The organism is Rhizobium sp. BK602 (assembly GCF_014195095.1).
Classification (GTDB): Bacteria; Pseudomonadota; Alphaproteobacteria; order Rhizobiales; family Rhizobiaceae; genus Rhizobium.
The window spans coordinates 70,216-84,518 of sequence record NZ_JACIBC010000008.1 but is presented as its reverse complement, the minus strand read 5'-3'; the positions used below and the strand labels follow the sequence as shown (position 1 = coordinate 84,518).

Sequence of the window (14,303 nt, the reverse complement as noted above, 5' to 3'; positions counted from 1 at the left end):
ACTCTGAAAAAAATCATTCCCAATGTCGGATTATCAAAAGCTGCGACGTCCTAGGCTCGTCCATTCCATCAACCATAGGGATCACGACCATGCCGAATACCATACGCCTGCACCGCGTCCTGGCGACCAGCCCGGAAAAGATCTATCGCGCATTCATCGAGGCGGACGCGCTCGCCAAGTGGCTGCCGCCGAACGGCTTTACCTGCACCGTGCATCATCTCGAGCCGGCAGTCGGCGGCACGTTCAAGATGTCCTTCCGCAACTTCACCACCAGCCAAAGCCATTCCTTCGGCGGTGAATTCCGCGAGCTTATCCCCGGCGAGCTGGTGCGCTACACCGACAAGTTCGACGACCCGAACCTGCCGGGCGAAATGGAAGTGACCGTGACCTTGAAGAAGGTGCTGGTCGGAACCGAGGTGAACATCACGCAGGCGGGCGTCCCCGACGTCATCCCGCCGGAAGCCTGCTATCTCGGCTGGCAGGAATCGCTGCGCAATCTGGCAAAGCTCGTCGAGCCTGAGATCAAGGAGTAAGGCGCGGCACGCAGCGAGGCTTCGGGACACTCCTTCTCCCCCGCGAGGAGAAGGAGTATTGGGCGCAAACGCTCAGGCAATCGGCACGACCGGTACGTCGAAGACTTCCCCTGCCCTGAGCGGCCGGAACCGGTCCGGCTCAACGCCTTGCGCCTTCAAGGCCGCGTCCAGCGCCCGGACCGGCGCGTCGATCCCCTCGTCGGTGAGCTGGAACGTCGCGAAATGATGGCCGGCGACATAGGCGGCATTGCAGAGCGTCATGCCCCGCACCGCCTCTTGCGGATTCTGATGCTGCCCTTTCATGAACCAGCGCGGCTCGTAGGCACCGAAAGGCAGGATGGCCAGGCGGAAGCCGCCATGCTTTTCGCGGGCCGCCTCGTAATTGACGCCGCCATGGAAGCCGGTATCGCCGACATGGTAGATCTTGCCCGCCGGCGTGGCAATGACGAAGGCGGCCCAGAGCGCCATGCTGCGGTCGCCCATGCCCCGCGCCGACCAATGATGACAGGGTTCGGCATCGATGCGCACCTTGGCATTGACGGCGAGATGGTCGCCCCAATCCATGGTGGAGATCGTCGCGCGGGGTATGACGCGCCTGATGATGGCGTCGTTGCCGAGCGGCGTGACGATATGGGGCGCATGCGCCTCCTGCAGCCGCTTCAGGGTAGCGAGATCGAGATGGTCGTAATGATTGTGCGAGACCAGCACGAGGTCGATTGGCGGCAGATCTTCGAAGCGAATACCGGGCGGCACGACGCGTTTCGGCCCGGCGAAGGTGAAAGGACTGGCGCGCTCCGACCAGACGGGATCGGTCAAGATGTTCAGCCCCTCTATCTGGATCAGCATCGAGGCATGGCCGACCATGGTTACCCGCAGCCGGTCACCGAAGACATGCCTGTCGGGCTTGGCCGGCGGGAAGGCGCTGACGACCGGATCGGGCCAGCGCACCCGCCCGCCGCCGAACAGCCATCTCAGCAGGTCGAGCAGGCCACCGGGCTCGACACCCTCCGGGTTGAAAAACCGCAACCCGTCGAAATGATCGGAAACGGGACCTTGATAATAGGGATTCCGCCTTCTGCCGGAGCCGGATGCCTCTGTCATTGCCTGCCGGCTCCCTGCGCCACCGTATCCCCAATGAACGGAAAACCGGCCTTTACCAGCCATTCGCCACTCTCCTGCGCCGCCAATTCGCCTTCGATCGCGACATTGGCCGGCATGGCGAAGAGCTGCGGCGTGAAGAAGCTGGTGTCCCAGAGCGGCGCGCCGGCGAGTGGCGGCGAGAGAAAGACGACCTGCGTGCCATCGATACGCTCGATATCGTCCACCGAAGCTTCGCCGGAGATTGCCGCCTGAATGCCGGGCTTCCCTGTCGGCGTGCCATAGGACCACCAGGCCTCGTCCGTCCCCTCCTCGACCAGCGTCACGCAGCGCGCCATGTCGACGATGAACCGGTTGGGTTCACGCCCGCCCGGCAGGCTCTCGCCAAAGGCGGCCTGGATGAGCGTGAACAGATGGAAGCCGTTGACGATATTCTCATAGCGCAGCCGGAAGCCCCGTCCGCTCGGCAGATGCAGGACAACCAGCCCGCCGCTGCGGCTGAGAAGCATCTGGCGCACCCAGGCGGCCGCCGGCGTATGATCCTGCAGGTCGAGAAGCTGCGCCATCAAGCCCGCATTCTCCCGCGCCAGCGTTCGCTCTTCCGGCATCATGGCGAGATGCGAGACGACCGACTGACCCAGCAGCTGGAAAGCCTCCAGCAATTGCTGCTGCCGCGGGCTGAGGGACTTTTTGCCGGAAAAGCCGCGATGGATCTGCGGCAGCCAAGCAAGAAAAAGCTCCCACACCGCCGGACCGCTGCGTTCGACCGCACCGCCCTTTTCGACGACGGTGCCGAGCATGTTGGCAAGGATCGCCGCCCCCGGCGGCGGCAGGCTGCGCAATTCGCGCGCCGCCCGCGATACGATCTTCGGCTGCGCCTTGGCGCCGGCATAGAAGGCTTGCGCTGCCTCGTTGAAGCGCGCATCGACACGGCCGCCGCCATAGACTCGGCAGGCGATCAGGAGATTGGTCAGGGCTGCATCATTCATTCGGGTCTGTCTCGAGGGAATCATGGGGTCACGGCGGGTATCGCAACAATAGCCGACTGCGCCGACGGCGACATCATATTCGCCGCCAGGATCGATCGCGGCGGCCGGCTGTGGCATTTCTGCCCTTTCGCTTGACTTTCCCGGCCATTTCCTGTTTATCCCGGCTCATCTGCGACGAGCACAAGCCTCCGAGCCACCGACCGGGACCCGTTTTGGTATAAAGAGATCCCGGAGGTCAACACCCGACAGCGCGATGCGCCCTCGGGTGCTTTTTGGCTTTGCGTCTTGTTTTCGTCATGGAAAAGCACGACGTTTTCGGGCGAGGAACCGCGCTGGCTGCGCAGAACCAAATCTCCGAGCGATCGATAAGGAAGAAGCGATGTTTGAAAACCTCCAGGACCGTCTTGGTTCCATTCTGAATGGACTGACAGGCCGCGGCGCGCTTTCGGAAGCCGATGTTTCCGCAGCGCTGCGCGAGGTTCGCCGTGCGCTTCTGGAAGCCGACGTAGCGCTGGATGTCGTGCGCGCCTTTACCGATCGCGTCCGCGAAAAGGCTGTCGGCGCCGAGATCCTGAAGTCGATCAAGCCCGGCCAGATGGTCGTCAAGATCGTCCATGACGAGCTGATCGAGATGCTCGGCGGCGAAGGCGTCGGCATCGACCTCAACGCGCCGGCCCCGGTCGTCGTTATGATGGTCGGTCTGCAGGGCTCCGGCAAGACGACCACGACCGCCAAGATCGCCAGCCGCTTGACGAGCCGCGACCGCAAGAAGGTCCTGATGGCCTCGCTCGACACGCGCCGTCCGGCAGCACAGGAGCAGTTGCGCCAACTCGGCGTACAGACCGGTGTCGACACGCTTCCCGTCATCGCCGGCCAGTCGCCGACCGATATCGCCGCCCGCGCCGTGCAGGCCGCCAAGCTCGGCGGCCATGACGTCGTCATCCTCGACACCGCCGGCCGCACGCATATCGACGAGCCGCTCATGGTCGAGATGGCGGATATCAAGAAGAAATCGAATCCGCATGAAATCCTGCTGGTCGCCGATAGCTTGACCGGTCAGGACGCCGTCAATCTCGCCCGCAATTTCGACGAGCGCGTCGGGATCACCGGCCTGGTGCTGACCCGCATGGACGGCGACGGCCGCGGCGGTGCCGCCCTTTCGATGCGCGCCGTCACCGGCAAGCCGATCAAGCTGATCGGCGTCGGCGAAAAGATGGGCGAGCTGGAGGAGTTTCATCCCCGCCGTATCGCCGACCGCATCCTCGGCATGGGCGACATCGTCTCGCTGGTCGAAAAGGCAGCCGAGAATATCGACGCCGAGAAGGCGGCCGCCATGGCCGCCAAGATGGCCAAGGGCAAGTTCGATCTGAACGACCTCGCCGATCAGCTCGGCCAGATGCAGAAGATGGGCGGCATGGGCGGCATCATGGGCCTGATGCCCGGCATGGCCGGCATGAAGGACAAGATGGCGGCCGCCGGCCTCGACGACCGCCTGTTCAAGCGTCAGCTCGCCATCATCTCCTCGATGACCAAGGCCGAGCGTGCCAATCCCGACCTCCTGAAGCATTCCCGCAAGAAGCGCATCGCCGCCGGCTCCGGCACCGACGCCGCCGACATCAACAAGCTTCTGAAGATGCACCGCCAGATGGCGGACATGATGAAGATGATGGGCGGCAAGGGCAAAGGCGGCATGATGAAGCAGCTGATGGGCGGCCTTGCCGGCAAGATGGGCCTCGGGGGTATGGGCGGGGGTATGCCCGACCTGTCGAACATCGATCCCAAGCAGCTCGAAGCCCTGCAGAAGCAGGCCGAAGCCGCCGGCCTCGGCCGTCCCGGCGGCCTGCCGGGCCTGGGTGGCGGCGGTGGATTGCCCGGCCTCGGTGGCGCCAAGCTGCCGGGCCTCGGTGGTGGTTTCCCGGGATTGCCCGGTTTGCCGAAGAAGAAGTGAGAAGGATCGTTGACCCCCATGATTGATCCAGACGTCAAGGCCCAATTGGGCAAGTACCGCCAGTCGATCGACAATATCGATGCCGCACTGGTGCATATGCTGGCCGAACGCTTCCGCTGCACCAAGGAAGTGGGCGTGCTGAAAGCCAAATACGATCTGCCGCCGGCCGACCCGGCGCGCGAGGAATTTCAGATCGAGCGCCTGCGCCGCCTGGCAAAGGACGCTCACCTGGACCCGGATTTCGCCGAGAAGTTCCTGAACTTCGTCATCACGGAAGTCATCCGGCATCATGAACAGATCGCTGCGGATCTCAAAGGGTAACCCCCGGCCGCATGATTCCGAAAGACGCAGGACGCTTTCGACAGGGATCACGCGGCACGAGAAAAGCAGCGCGACGTAACCATACCGCACAACGAAGCGGTCAAGAAAAGCCTAAGGAGAATGAACATGGCACTGAAAATTCGTCTCGCCCGCGGTGGCTCCAAGAAGCGCCCGTATTACCACGTCGTCGTCGCCGACGCTCGCTCGCCGCGCGACGGCCGTTTCCTGGAGACCCTCGGCTCCTGGAACCCGATGCTCGCCAAGGACGACGCCAAGCGCGTTGAACTCAAGGCCGAGCGCATCAAGCACTGGCTCGACCACGGCGCACAGCCGACCGACCGCGTTCTGCGCTTCCTGAACGAAGCTGGCATTGCAACGCGCGAAGCCAAGAACAACCCGGAAAAGGCAAAGCCGGGCAAGAAGGCTCAGGAGCGCGCTGCCGAAAAGGCACAGAAGGCTGCTGACGCCGCTGCTGCCAGCGAATAATCGGCCGGCAACGGTCACTCGAAAAACGGGCGGCATGGCGACATGCCGCCCGTTTTTCATTTCCCATTCGCGGCGGTTCACCTTATGAGAGAACGCGATCGACCCTCCGGCATTCGGCAACGAGACCATGACGAAACTTGAAAATCCGGTATTGATGGCGACCATCGGCAGCGCGCAGGGCTTGAGAGGCGAAGTACGGGCACGCGCCTTTACGTCCGATCCCACCGCGCTCGGCGATTACGGAAACCTGCACAGCCTGGACGGGCGCACCTTCGAGGTGCTGGAAATCCGCGAAGCCAAGAATATGGTCGTCGTGCGCTTCCGCGGCATCAACGACCGCAATGCCGCCGAGGCGCTGAACGGGCTGGAACTCTATATCGAGCGCGATAACCTGCCCGACGACGAGCTGGAGGACGACGAGTTCTTCTATGCCGATCTCGAGGGCCTCGAAGCGGTGGACGACAAGGGCACGGGCTACGGCACCGTCAGCGGTATCTACGATTTCGGCGCGGGCGACCTTCTCGAACTGAAGGGGCCGGGCAAGCGTCCCGTGCTGATCCCCTTCTCCGAAGCCGCCGTGCTCGAAATCGACCTCGAAGGCGGCAAGATCCTGATCGATCCGCTGGCCGCCGGGCTGATCGACAGTCCCGACGACCTGATCGGCAAGCCACAGAGGCCGGAAAAGCCGCAGGGCAAGACGAAGAAGTGACCATCCTTTGGAAGCGATAGCGCCATGAGTTTCCGCGCGACCATCCTGACGCTCTATCCCGAGATGTTTCCCGGCCATCTCGGCGCGTCGCTTGCCGGCAAGGCCATGGAGCGCGGGCAATGGTCGCTGGATACCGTACAGATCCGCGATTTCGCCACCGACAGGCACCGCACCGTCGACGATACGCCGGCCGGCGGCGGCGCCGGCATGGTGCTGAAGCCGGATGTGCTGGCTCGCGCCATCGACCATGCCTCCGAAAACGACAATCGGCCGCGCCTGCTGATGAGCCCGCGCGGCAAGCCGCTAACGCAGAAGCGCGTGCGCGAACTCGCCGCCGGCGACGGCGTCATCATCGTCTGCGGCCGCTTCGAAGGCGTCGACCAGCGGGTGATCGACGGCCGCGACCTCGAAGAGGTCTCGATCGGCGACTATATCCTGTCGGGCGGCGAGCCGGCGGCGCTGATCCTGCTCGACGCCATCGTCCGCATCCTGCCCGGCGTCATGGGCAACGACCTTTCCGGCCTGCACGAAAGCTTCGAGGGCGGCCTGCTGGAACACCCGCACTATACCCGCCCTCAGGTCTGGGAAGACCGCGAAATCCCCGCCGTCCTCACCTCCGGCAACCACGGCGCCATCGCCAAGTGGCAAAGGCAGGAGGCGGAAAAGCTGACGAAGGAGCGGCGGCCGGATCTGCTGGAGAAGCCCGTTCGAGAATAGCGAGGAAAAAAGGATGGACGAGGCAACGCGAACCATGATCGTTCTGGATACCGGCGCCTCTCGCCTCCAGTTGCGCGCCGGAGCCCTAATCCGCTGCAACGGACATAGTCTCATCCATCGCTCGGTCGCCTCGCCCGCTCGGGAACCTGCTTGAAACGATGCCCGCAGGCATGAGTCATATCGTACATCGAGACTGAGATTATCCCGAGATCAGAACAGGCAGGAGCTGATCTTCGCCAGAGGCGACATTCCAGAGGCTTTCAGGGCTGGAAACCCGTCTTGTCCTTGTCGGTGATGTCCCTGATCGCCCTGCAGGGCACGCCGGCGGCGATCACCCCCGCGGGGATATCTCTCGTCACGACGCTGCCCGAACCGATGACCGCGCCGTCGCCTATGGTCACGCCCTGGTTGATGTGAACGCCGGCGCCAACCCATACCCGATTGCCGATCCTGACGGGCTTTGCATAGCAGCCCCCGGCAGCGCGTTCGGAAGCGTCGATGGCATGGTTGGAGGTGTAGATGCCCACGCGAGGTCCAAACAGGACGTCATCGCCAATCTCGATGCCGCCGCCGTCCAGCATCACGCAGTCGAAATTGGCATAGAAATTATGGCCGATGACGATGTTCCGGCCGAATTCGCAACGGAATGTCGGCTCCAAATGAACGCTCTTGCCAATAGCTCCCAACAGCTTGCGCAGGATGCTTTCCCGTTCGGCCGACGGTTTTCCGAAACTGGCATTGTAATCGTTGGTCAGAAAAACCGCTTCCTCGCGCGCCTTGATCAATTCCGGCGTCAGGTCATTGTACATCCTGCCCGAGCGGATGATTTCGAGCTGATCAGCGAGCGTCATGGCAATCCCTGCGCAATCTCTGGAAATTGCCTGCCTATCAGACCCGCATGAACCACCCATGAACACGTGACCTCTTGCGGGCCGGCCTTTTTCAGATGCTAATGGCGGCATGGACATGTCTCACTACGCGGAGCGACGATGCCTGGCAGAACCGGAAAAAGCTTTCTCGAATTCCACGACCTGCCTTCGGACATCATCCTTTCCCTGCTCGATCGCGCCGGCATCCTGGCCGGCGCCTGGGCCGATCGCCGCATGCCGCAGAGCCTGCGGGGCACGCGGGTTGCGCTGATCGCCGATGATGGCGGCTGGCGGAACACCACGGCGTTCGATCTCGGCATACAGGCGATGGGCGGCATCTGCGTGCAGGCTCCGGTCAGCTTCAACGCCCGCGAGGAGACCGCCGATCTCGCCGGCTATCTCGAAAACTGGTTCGACATTCTGATCGTCCGCACGAAGCTGCTGTCGGCGCTGCGCCAACTCGCGGCAAGCACGCAAACGCCCGTCGTTAATGCCCGCACCAAGGCAAACCATCCCTGCGAAACCCTGGGCGATCTTGCCTATATCAGGAGCCGCAAAGGCCGCGTCGACGGCCTCAGGATCGTCGGCGTCGCGCCGGATGCCAATATCCTGCGCTCATGGGTCGAGGCTTCGCTCGCCCTGCCGGTCAAGGTGACGCAGGTCTATCCGCAACAATGGCACGTCAAGGACCGCGATCTTCTGAACGCGAATTTCAGCACGAGCACCGACCTGGAGGCATTGCTGGAGGCTGACGTGATCGTCACGGATTCATGGCCGGGCGAGGCGCTGCCGGCCGAATTGTCGGACTACCGCATCTCCGGCGCCCTTCTCGACCGATGCCGTCCCGACGCGATCTTCCTGCCCTGTCCGCCGGTGGCCAGGGGCCAGGAGGTCACGGCGGACGCGATGACCCATCCGGTCTGCCAAAGCAAGGCGGCCAAGGCTTTTCTGCTGCACGCGCAGAATGCGCTGCTGGAATGGATTGTCGCGTAAGGTTTTGCTATCGGTTTATCCACCGAAGCCTTTGTCTTGAGCCGGAAACGCCAAAAAGCGGCCTCCAGCGCGGGAAATTCCGCAGCCAAGGGGTGACAAAGCCGCGGCAATAGGGTATGTGCGCGCCCGGCATGGGAAATTTCCCATCAACCACCAAAGAAAAGCAGACGTATCCGCCCCTGCCGTAACAGGCATATATCGCGCGGCGAGACCTTCGGGTCCGACCAAGGATAGATCGTTCGGGCGCTCTGGCTGTTGAAGCAACAACGAGGTTGATACTATGAACATCATTCAGCAGTTGGAAGCCGAACAGGCTGCCAAGATCGAAGCCAAGCGCACCCTTCCCGCGTTTTCCGCCGGCGACACCCTTCGCGTCAACGTGAAGGTCACCGAAGGCAACCGTACCCGCGTTCAGGCCTATGAAGGCGTCTGCATCGCCCGTTCCGGCGGCGGCCTGCAGGAAAACTTCACGGTCCGCAAGATCTCTTACGGCGAAGGCGTCGAGCGCGTATTCCCGGTCTACTCGCCGCTGATCGAAAGCGTCGAAGTCGTTCGCCGCGGCAAGGTCCGCCGCGCCAAGCTCTACTACCTGCGCGACCTGCGCGGCAAGGCTGCCCGTATCGTCGAGAACACCGGCACCCGCGCCCGCAAGCTCAACGATGCCGAGCGTCAGGCTCTCGCCGACGAGAAGGCACGCATCGAAGCCGAGAAGGTTGCAGCCGCCCAGGCTCTCGCAGCCGAGAAGGCAGCAGCCGAAGCCGCGGAAGCAAAGGCAGCCGCCGAAGCCGCTGCTGCAGCAGCAGCCGAGCCGGCGGCAGAATAAGCTTCGCTTTCCATTTATATGGACATCAAAGGCGGCCTTCGGGCCGCCTTTTTGTTACGACCGACTTCAAGCTGGCAAGAAAGCAGGAAATTTCCCGCAATCCTCCCGCTTTGGAGCGGCATTTCTGTTTTTATGATTGTCGCCATGGCAATAGCCTTGCCATCGGCTTTTCAAGTATGACATTTTTCCATCGCGCTATTCTGGGAGATTTCCATGGCATTCCGTCGTTCCTTCCTTCTCGGCCTCACGGCCCTCGTGCTTGCCCCTTTTTCCTCCTTCGCCGCCGATCTGCCTGATCTCAAGGGCAAGACCGTCGTCGTCGTCACCGAGAATGCCTATCCGCCGCTGCAATTCGTCGATCCGAAATCCGGCAAGGCGATCGGCTGGGAATATGACGCGATGAACGAGATCGCCAAGCGGCTGAACTTCAAGGTCGAGTACCAGAACACCAGCTGGGACGCGATGATCCAGGCCGTCTCCGAAGGCCAGTACAACATCGGCATGACCGGCATCACCATCAAGGAAGACCGCAAGCAGAAGGTCGATTTCTCCGACCCCTACATGCGCTCCGAGCAGTTCATGCTGGTGCGCGGCGACGAGAAGCGCTTCACCGACGCCAAGAGCTTTGCCGCTCTCAAGGAAGGCCTGATCGGCGCTCAGCCGGGCACGACGCCCTTCTACACCGCCGTCTACGAAGTGCTTGACGGCAACGAGCAGAACCCGCGCATCAAGACCTTCGAGACCTTCGGCGCCACTGTGCAGGCGTTGAAAACCGGCGACGTCGATCTGGTGCTGACCGACGGCACCGCCGGCAAGGGCTATGTCGATGCCTCCAACGGCGGCCTGAAGCTGATCGGCGGCCCGCTCGGCTCCGAGGATTTCGGCTTCATCTTCACCAAGGGCTCCGATCTCGTCGCCCCGGTCAACGCCGCCATCGCCAGCCTGAAGGCCGACGGCACGCTCGACGCGCTGAACAAGAAGTGGTTCCTCGACTACAAGATGGGCCAGTGAGCCGCATGCAGCCTGAAACCGGAAGTCCGCTCTGATGGCCGGACATGCATCGAGCGGGCCTCACGGCAAGCAGGACTTTCCTTGGTGGCTGGTCGCGCTTGCCGTTCTCGGCCTTGTCGCCTCCATCGCCATCGCCGCCGACGGGCTTTATAGCGATATTTTCAAATTGCTGATCAACGGCATCGGCGTCACGATCTTCGTGACGCTGGTCGCCTTTGCGCTCGCCATGCTGTTTGGCCTCGGTCTCGCCTTGCTCGGCCTGTCGGACTTCCTCGTGCTGCGGCAGATCGCGCGCCTCTACATCGAAATCGTGCGCGGCATTCCGATGCTGGTGCTTTTGGCCTACATTGCCTTCGTCGGCACGCCGGCCTTCGTGGCGATTTACAATCTGGTCGTTTCCCCGCTGATTTCCGCTGGCTGGATGAGCCCGCTTGTGGTGCGCGACGTGCCGTTCATCTGGCGCACCATCTTCGCGCTGACGATCGGCTACTCTTCCTTCATCGCCGAAATCTTCCGCGCCGGCATCCAGGCCGTCGACCAGGGCCAGATCGAGGCGGCGAAGGCGCTCGGCCTCACCCGCTTCCAGCGCTTCCGGCTCGTCGTCTTCCCGCAGGCGATCCGTGTCATCCTGCCGCCGCTGTCCAATGACTTCATCGCCATGGTGAAGGATAGCTCGCTGGTCTCCGTGCTCGGCGTCGCCGATATCTCCCAGCTCGCCAAGCTCTATTACTCCGCCAATTTCCGCTATTTCGAGACGCTGTCGATCCTCGCCTTCATCTACCTGCTGCTGACCGTCGGACTTTCGCTGCTGCTGCGGCAGCTCGAGAGCTTCATGCGCCGGCGGTCCGGCGCCGATCGCTCCGCCTTCCGCCGCCTCGGAGCCGGCCAGCCGCCCGGCGCGCAGGTGTAGCGCCCGCCGCCGGACATCAACCCTTCGTCGCCATTGCCGAAGGTTTTGAAAATTGATATGAGCATGCGCATGATAAAGATCATGAGCAAGGACGGGCGTTATGTCGCCGCTTTCGTGCTGCAGGACCATAAGCGCCTGCCGGCACGTTTCTTTGCGATGATTTCGGGTGCGCTCAACAGCCGACTTCGCTGATCACTCCCGAGGCCGGCGGTCCTGATCCGTCACCCCCTGTTTCGACAATGCCAATTATGGATTTCACAGCCATGAGCGCTCCACGCACACTGTACGACAAAATCTGGGATGACCATCTCGTCGACGCCCAAGACGATGGCACCTGTCTTCTCTACATCGACCGTCACCTCGTTCATGAAGTGACGTCGCCGCAGGCCTTCGAAGGCCTGCGCATGACCGGCCGCAAGGTGCGCGCGCCGGAAAAGACGCTCGCCGTCGTCGACCATAACGTCCCGACCTCGGCGGATCGCCATCTCGGCATCAAGAACGAGGAAAGCCGCATCCAGGTCGAGGCGCTCGCCAAGAACGCCGCCGAATTCGGCGTCGAATACTACTCCGAGAACGACAAACGCCAGGGCGTCGTCCACATCATCGGCCCCGAGCAGGGCTTCACCCTGCCCGGCATGACCATCGTCTGCGGCGACAGCCACACCTCGACCCACGGCGCCTTCGGTTCGCTGGCCCACGGCATCGGCACCTCCGAAGTGGAACATGTTCTGGCGACCCAGACGCTGATCCAGAAGAAGGCGAAGAACATGCTGGTGCAGGTCGACGGCCAGCTGCCGGCCGGCATCACCGCCAAGGACATCATCCTCGCCATCATCGGCGAAATCGGCACCGCCGGCGGCACCGGCTATGTCATCGAATATGCCGGCGAAGCCATCCGCTCGCTGTCGATGGAAGGCCGCATGACCATCTGCAACATGTCGATCGAAGGCGGCGCCCGCGCCGGCCTGATCGCACCGGACGAGATCACCTTCGAATATATCAAGGGCAAGCCGCGCGCGCCGAAGGGCGAAGCGCTGGAACAGGCGATCGCCTACTGGAAGACGCTGAAGTCGGATGAAGGCGCGCATTACGACCGCATCGTCACGCTCGACGCCAGCAACCTGCCGCCGATCGTTTCCTGGGGCTCCTCGCCGGAAGACGTCGTCTCCGTTCAGGGCATCGTGCCGAACCCGGACGAAATTCAGGACGAGACCAAGCGCGCTTCCAAGTGGCGTGCGCTCGACTATATGGGCCTGAAGCCGGGCATGCCGATGACCGAGATCAACATTGACCGCGTCTTCATCGGCTCCTGCACCAACGGCCGCATCGAGGACCTGCGCGCCGTCGCCAAGGTCGTCGAAGGCAAGAAGGTCGCATCCACCGTCAACGCCATGATTGTTCCGGGCTCCGGCCTCGTGAAGGAACAGGCGGAAGCCGAAGGCCTCGACAAGATCTTCAAGGCCGCCGGTTTCGACTGGCGTGAGCCTGGTTGTTCCATGTGCCTCGCCATGAACGACGACCGCCTGAAGCCGGGCGAACGCTGCGCCTCCACCTCGAACCGCAACTTCGAAGGCCGCCAGGGCTTCAAGGGCCGCACCCATCTGGTCTCGCCCGCCATGGCCGGCGCCGCCGCGATCGCCGGCCACTTCGTCGACATCCGCGACTGGAACTGATCGGCTTGAACGCATGAATGACAAAGGGCGGCTCCGAGGCCGCCCTTTTTGTTTGTAAGTAGGACGATGGCATAGGAAATGACGTTGCCGCCTGGAAAACCCTTCTCCCCTCGGGGGTCCGAAGGACGGGTTGAGACCCGTGGCTCAACCCCGGTCAGGTGCCCCCTTCGACAAGCTCAGGAGGCGGATGAGGGGGCGAGGAGTGGAACGACGAGCACCTTGAGCGTCAGCGAAAGATCACTTTCTCGTGGGGAGAGCCCCCTCATCCGCCTGTCGGCACCTTCTCCCCGAGGGGAGAAGGAATTTGCGATGACGGAGCCTGCTGCACCCACTGGCTGAGCCAGACGCTGCCGAGCACGATAACCATGCCGAAGATCTGTATCGGGCTCAGCTGCTGACCGAGCACCGCCCAACCCAGGATCACCGCGGTCATCGGGCTCAAGAAGCCGAGCGGCGAGATGACCGCGGGCTCCAGGCGCGACAGGCCGCGAAACCAGAGAATATAGGTGAGCGCCGCGCCGATCAGCCCGAGATAGGCAAAGCCGAGAAGATTGGCGCCGGTCAAAGCGGGAAGCGGCGGCTCCAGCAGCAGCGCGACGGGCAACAGCAGCAAGCCGCCGGCCGTCAATTGCCATGCGGTAAAGGCAAGCGGCGAGACGGGCGGCCGCCAGCGGCGGCTGAGCACGACACCGGCCGCCATCGAGAAAGCCCCGCCGATGCCGGCCGCGACGCCGACCGGATCGAGCCCTGCCTGCGGCGTCAGAATGAGAAGCGCGACGCCGGCAATGCCGGCGATCGCCGCGACAATGGAAAGGCCACGGATCGGTGAGCCCAGCAGGAAACGCGCCAGCACGATGACGATCAGCGGCTGGATCGCGCCGACGGTCGCCGCCACCCCGCCCGGTAGCCGATAGGCCGAGATGAACAGCAGCCACCAGAAGACCGAGAAATTCAGTGCGCCGAGCACAAGCGACTTCAGCCACCAGATGCCATGCGGCAGCCGCCTGACGATGGCGAGCAGCAGCAGCCCGGCGGGCAAGGCGCGCAGCATCGCGACCGTCAGCGGATAGCCGGCCGGCAGCAGCTCGGTCGTCACCAGATAGGTGCTGCCCCAGATCGCCGGCGCGATAGCGGTCACCAACAGATCGAAATTGCGATTCATGGTCATGGTCTCGAATTTATCTTGACCTCAAGATAATATGAAATGTCTTGACGTCAAGATA

The 14,303-nt window shown here is 62.9% G+C and carries 16 protein-coding genes; 12 read left to right on the top strand and 4 right to left on the bottom strand.

The features are described 5' to 3' along the window. Nucleotides 1-89 precede the first annotated feature (89 nt). Entirely contained in the window at nucleotides 90-533 is a 444-nt protein-coding gene (locus tag FHX11_RS23805; protein WP_184361839.1) for an SRPBCC family protein, read from the top strand. Between the two features lie 72 nt (nucleotides 534-605). On the opposite strand, the gene FHX11_RS23800 is transcribed toward FHX11_RS23805, so the two are convergent. Then, nucleotides 606-1,634: an MBL fold metallo-hydrolase gene (locus tag FHX11_RS23800; protein WP_184361837.1), complete on the bottom strand. Its 1,029-nt coding sequence runs from the start codon at nucleotides 1,632-1,634 to the stop codon at nucleotides 606-608. Then, the gene (locus FHX11_RS23795) at nucleotides 1,631-2,620 is read right to left on the bottom strand and encodes a hypothetical protein (protein ID WP_184361835.1); all 990 of its coding nucleotides are present in this window, start codon (nucleotides 2,618-2,620) and stop codon (nucleotides 1,631-1,633) included. The genes FHX11_RS23800 and FHX11_RS23795 overlap by 4 nt, the downstream gene beginning before the upstream one ends. A gap of 379 nt (nucleotides 2,621-2,999) precedes the next feature. On the opposite strand from FHX11_RS23795, the gene ffh reads away from it, so the two are divergent. From ffh to trmD, 5 genes are all read left to right on the top strand, one after another. Then, the gene (gene ffh / locus FHX11_RS23790; RefSeq protein WP_184361833.1) at nucleotides 3,000-4,568 is read left to right on the top strand and encodes a signal recognition particle protein; all 1,569 of its coding nucleotides are present in this window, start codon (nucleotides 3,000-3,002) and stop codon (nucleotides 4,566-4,568) included. Nucleotides 4,569-4,586: 18 nt separating this feature from the next. Next, on the top strand, nucleotides 4,587-4,889 hold the full coding sequence (locus FHX11_RS23785; protein ID WP_184361831.1) for a chorismate mutase: 303 nt from the start codon (nucleotides 4,587-4,589) through the stop codon (nucleotides 4,887-4,889). 126 nt (nucleotides 4,890-5,015) lie between these two features. Next, the gene (gene rpsP / locus FHX11_RS23780; protein WP_015341477.1) at nucleotides 5,016-5,375 is read left to right on the top strand and encodes a 30S ribosomal protein S16; all 360 of its coding nucleotides are present in this window, start codon (nucleotides 5,016-5,018) and stop codon (nucleotides 5,373-5,375) included. 127 nt (nucleotides 5,376-5,502) lie between these two features. Beyond that, on the top strand, nucleotides 5,503-6,084 hold the full coding sequence (rimM, locus tag FHX11_RS23775; RefSeq protein ID WP_184361829.1) for a ribosome maturation factor RimM: 582 nt from the start codon (nucleotides 5,503-5,505) through the stop codon (nucleotides 6,082-6,084). A 24-nt stretch (nucleotides 6,085-6,108) separates the two neighbouring features. After that, nucleotides 6,109-6,801 (top strand): tRNA (guanosine(37)-N1)-methyltransferase TrmD, encoded by a 693-nt coding sequence (trmD, locus tag FHX11_RS23770; protein ID WP_184361826.1) that lies wholly within the window; start codon nucleotides 6,109-6,111, stop codon nucleotides 6,799-6,801. A 260-nt stretch (nucleotides 6,802-7,061) separates the two neighbouring features. Here trmD and FHX11_RS23765 read toward each other — a convergent pair whose 3' ends face one another. Further along, nucleotides 7,062-7,652 (bottom strand): sugar O-acetyltransferase, encoded by a 591-nt coding sequence (locus FHX11_RS23765; RefSeq protein WP_184361823.1) that lies wholly within the window; start codon nucleotides 7,650-7,652, stop codon nucleotides 7,062-7,064. Nucleotides 7,653-7,790: 138 nt separating this feature from the next. Between FHX11_RS23765 and FHX11_RS23760 the strand changes: the two genes are divergently transcribed. From FHX11_RS23760 to leuC, 6 genes are all read left to right on the top strand, one after another. Continuing rightward, the gene (locus FHX11_RS23760) at nucleotides 7,791-8,663 is read left to right on the top strand and encodes an ornithine carbamoyltransferase (protein ID WP_184361820.1); all 873 of its coding nucleotides are present in this window, start codon (nucleotides 7,791-7,793) and stop codon (nucleotides 8,661-8,663) included. Nucleotides 8,664-8,943: 280 nt separating this feature from the next. Beyond that, the gene (gene rplS / locus FHX11_RS23755) at nucleotides 8,944-9,486 is read left to right on the top strand and encodes a 50S ribosomal protein L19 (protein WP_184361816.1); all 543 of its coding nucleotides are present in this window, start codon (nucleotides 8,944-8,946) and stop codon (nucleotides 9,484-9,486) included. Between the two features lie 213 nt (nucleotides 9,487-9,699). Beyond that, complete coding sequence (locus FHX11_RS23750) at nucleotides 9,700-10,497, top strand: basic amino acid ABC transporter substrate-binding protein (protein ID WP_184361813.1); 798 nt, start codon at nucleotides 9,700-9,702, stop codon at nucleotides 10,495-10,497. Nucleotides 10,498-10,531: 34 nt separating this feature from the next. After that, nucleotides 10,532-11,407 (top strand): amino acid ABC transporter permease, encoded by an 876-nt coding sequence (locus tag FHX11_RS23745; RefSeq protein WP_184361810.1) that lies wholly within the window; start codon nucleotides 10,532-10,534, stop codon nucleotides 11,405-11,407. A 63-nt stretch (nucleotides 11,408-11,470) separates the two neighbouring features. Then, nucleotides 11,471-11,599, top strand: a complete 129-nt coding sequence (locus FHX11_RS30085) for a hypothetical protein (RefSeq protein WP_281411635.1) — start codon at nucleotides 11,471-11,473, stop codon at nucleotides 11,597-11,599. 71 nt (nucleotides 11,600-11,670) lie between these two features. After that, nucleotides 11,671-13,080, top strand: coding sequence for a 3-isopropylmalate dehydratase large subunit (gene leuC, locus FHX11_RS23740; protein WP_184361806.1), 1,410 nt, complete (start codon nucleotides 11,671-11,673; stop codon nucleotides 13,078-13,080). A gap of 262 nt (nucleotides 13,081-13,342) precedes the next feature. On the opposite strand, the gene FHX11_RS23735 is transcribed toward leuC, so the two are convergent. Continuing rightward, nucleotides 13,343-14,242 carry an EamA family transporter gene (locus FHX11_RS23735; RefSeq protein ID WP_184361803.1) on the bottom strand — a complete coding sequence of 300 codons (900 nt, stop codon included), beginning with the start codon at nucleotides 14,240-14,242 and terminating at the stop codon, nucleotides 13,343-13,345. Between the last annotated feature and the right edge of the window lie 61 nt (nucleotides 14,243-14,303).

Coding starts and splice junctions, on each gene's coding strand:
- FHX11_RS23805 (WP_184361839.1), top strand. CDS start 90: ATGCCGAATACCATACGCCTGCACCGCGTCCTGGCGACCAGCCCGGAA.
- FHX11_RS23800 (WP_184361837.1), bottom strand. CDS start 1,634: ATGACAGAGGCATCCGGCTCCGGCAGAAGGCGGAATCCCTATTATCAA.
- FHX11_RS23795 (WP_184361835.1), bottom strand. CDS start 2,620: ATGAATGATGCAGCCCTGACCAATCTCCTGATCGCCTGCCGAGTCTAT.
- ffh (WP_184361833.1), top strand. CDS start 3,000: ATGTTTGAAAACCTCCAGGACCGTCTTGGTTCCATTCTGAATGGACTG.
- FHX11_RS23785 (WP_184361831.1), top strand. CDS start 4,587: ATGATTGATCCAGACGTCAAGGCCCAATTGGGCAAGTACCGCCAGTCG.
- rpsP (WP_015341477.1), top strand. CDS start 5,016: ATGGCACTGAAAATTCGTCTCGCCCGCGGTGGCTCCAAGAAGCGCCCG.
- rimM (WP_184361829.1), top strand. CDS start 5,503: ATGACGAAACTTGAAAATCCGGTATTGATGGCGACCATCGGCAGCGCG.
- trmD (WP_184361826.1), top strand. CDS start 6,109: ATGAGTTTCCGCGCGACCATCCTGACGCTCTATCCCGAGATGTTTCCC.
- FHX11_RS23765 (WP_184361823.1), bottom strand. CDS start 7,652: ATGACGCTCGCTGATCAGCTCGAAATCATCCGCTCGGGCAGGATGTAC.
- FHX11_RS23760 (WP_184361820.1), top strand. CDS start 7,791: ATGCCTGGCAGAACCGGAAAAAGCTTTCTCGAATTCCACGACCTGCCT.
- rplS (WP_184361816.1), top strand. CDS start 8,944: ATGAACATCATTCAGCAGTTGGAAGCCGAACAGGCTGCCAAGATCGAA.
- FHX11_RS23750 (WP_184361813.1), top strand. CDS start 9,700: ATGGCATTCCGTCGTTCCTTCCTTCTCGGCCTCACGGCCCTCGTGCTT.
- FHX11_RS23745 (WP_184361810.1), top strand. CDS start 10,532: ATGGCCGGACATGCATCGAGCGGGCCTCACGGCAAGCAGGACTTTCCT.
- FHX11_RS30085 (WP_281411635.1), top strand. CDS start 11,471: ATGCGCATGATAAAGATCATGAGCAAGGACGGGCGTTATGTCGCCGCT.
- leuC (WP_184361806.1), top strand. CDS start 11,671: ATGAGCGCTCCACGCACACTGTACGACAAAATCTGGGATGACCATCTC.
- FHX11_RS23735 (WP_184361803.1), bottom strand. CDS start 14,242: ATGAATCGCAATTTCGATCTGTTGGTGACCGCTATCGCGCCGGCGATC.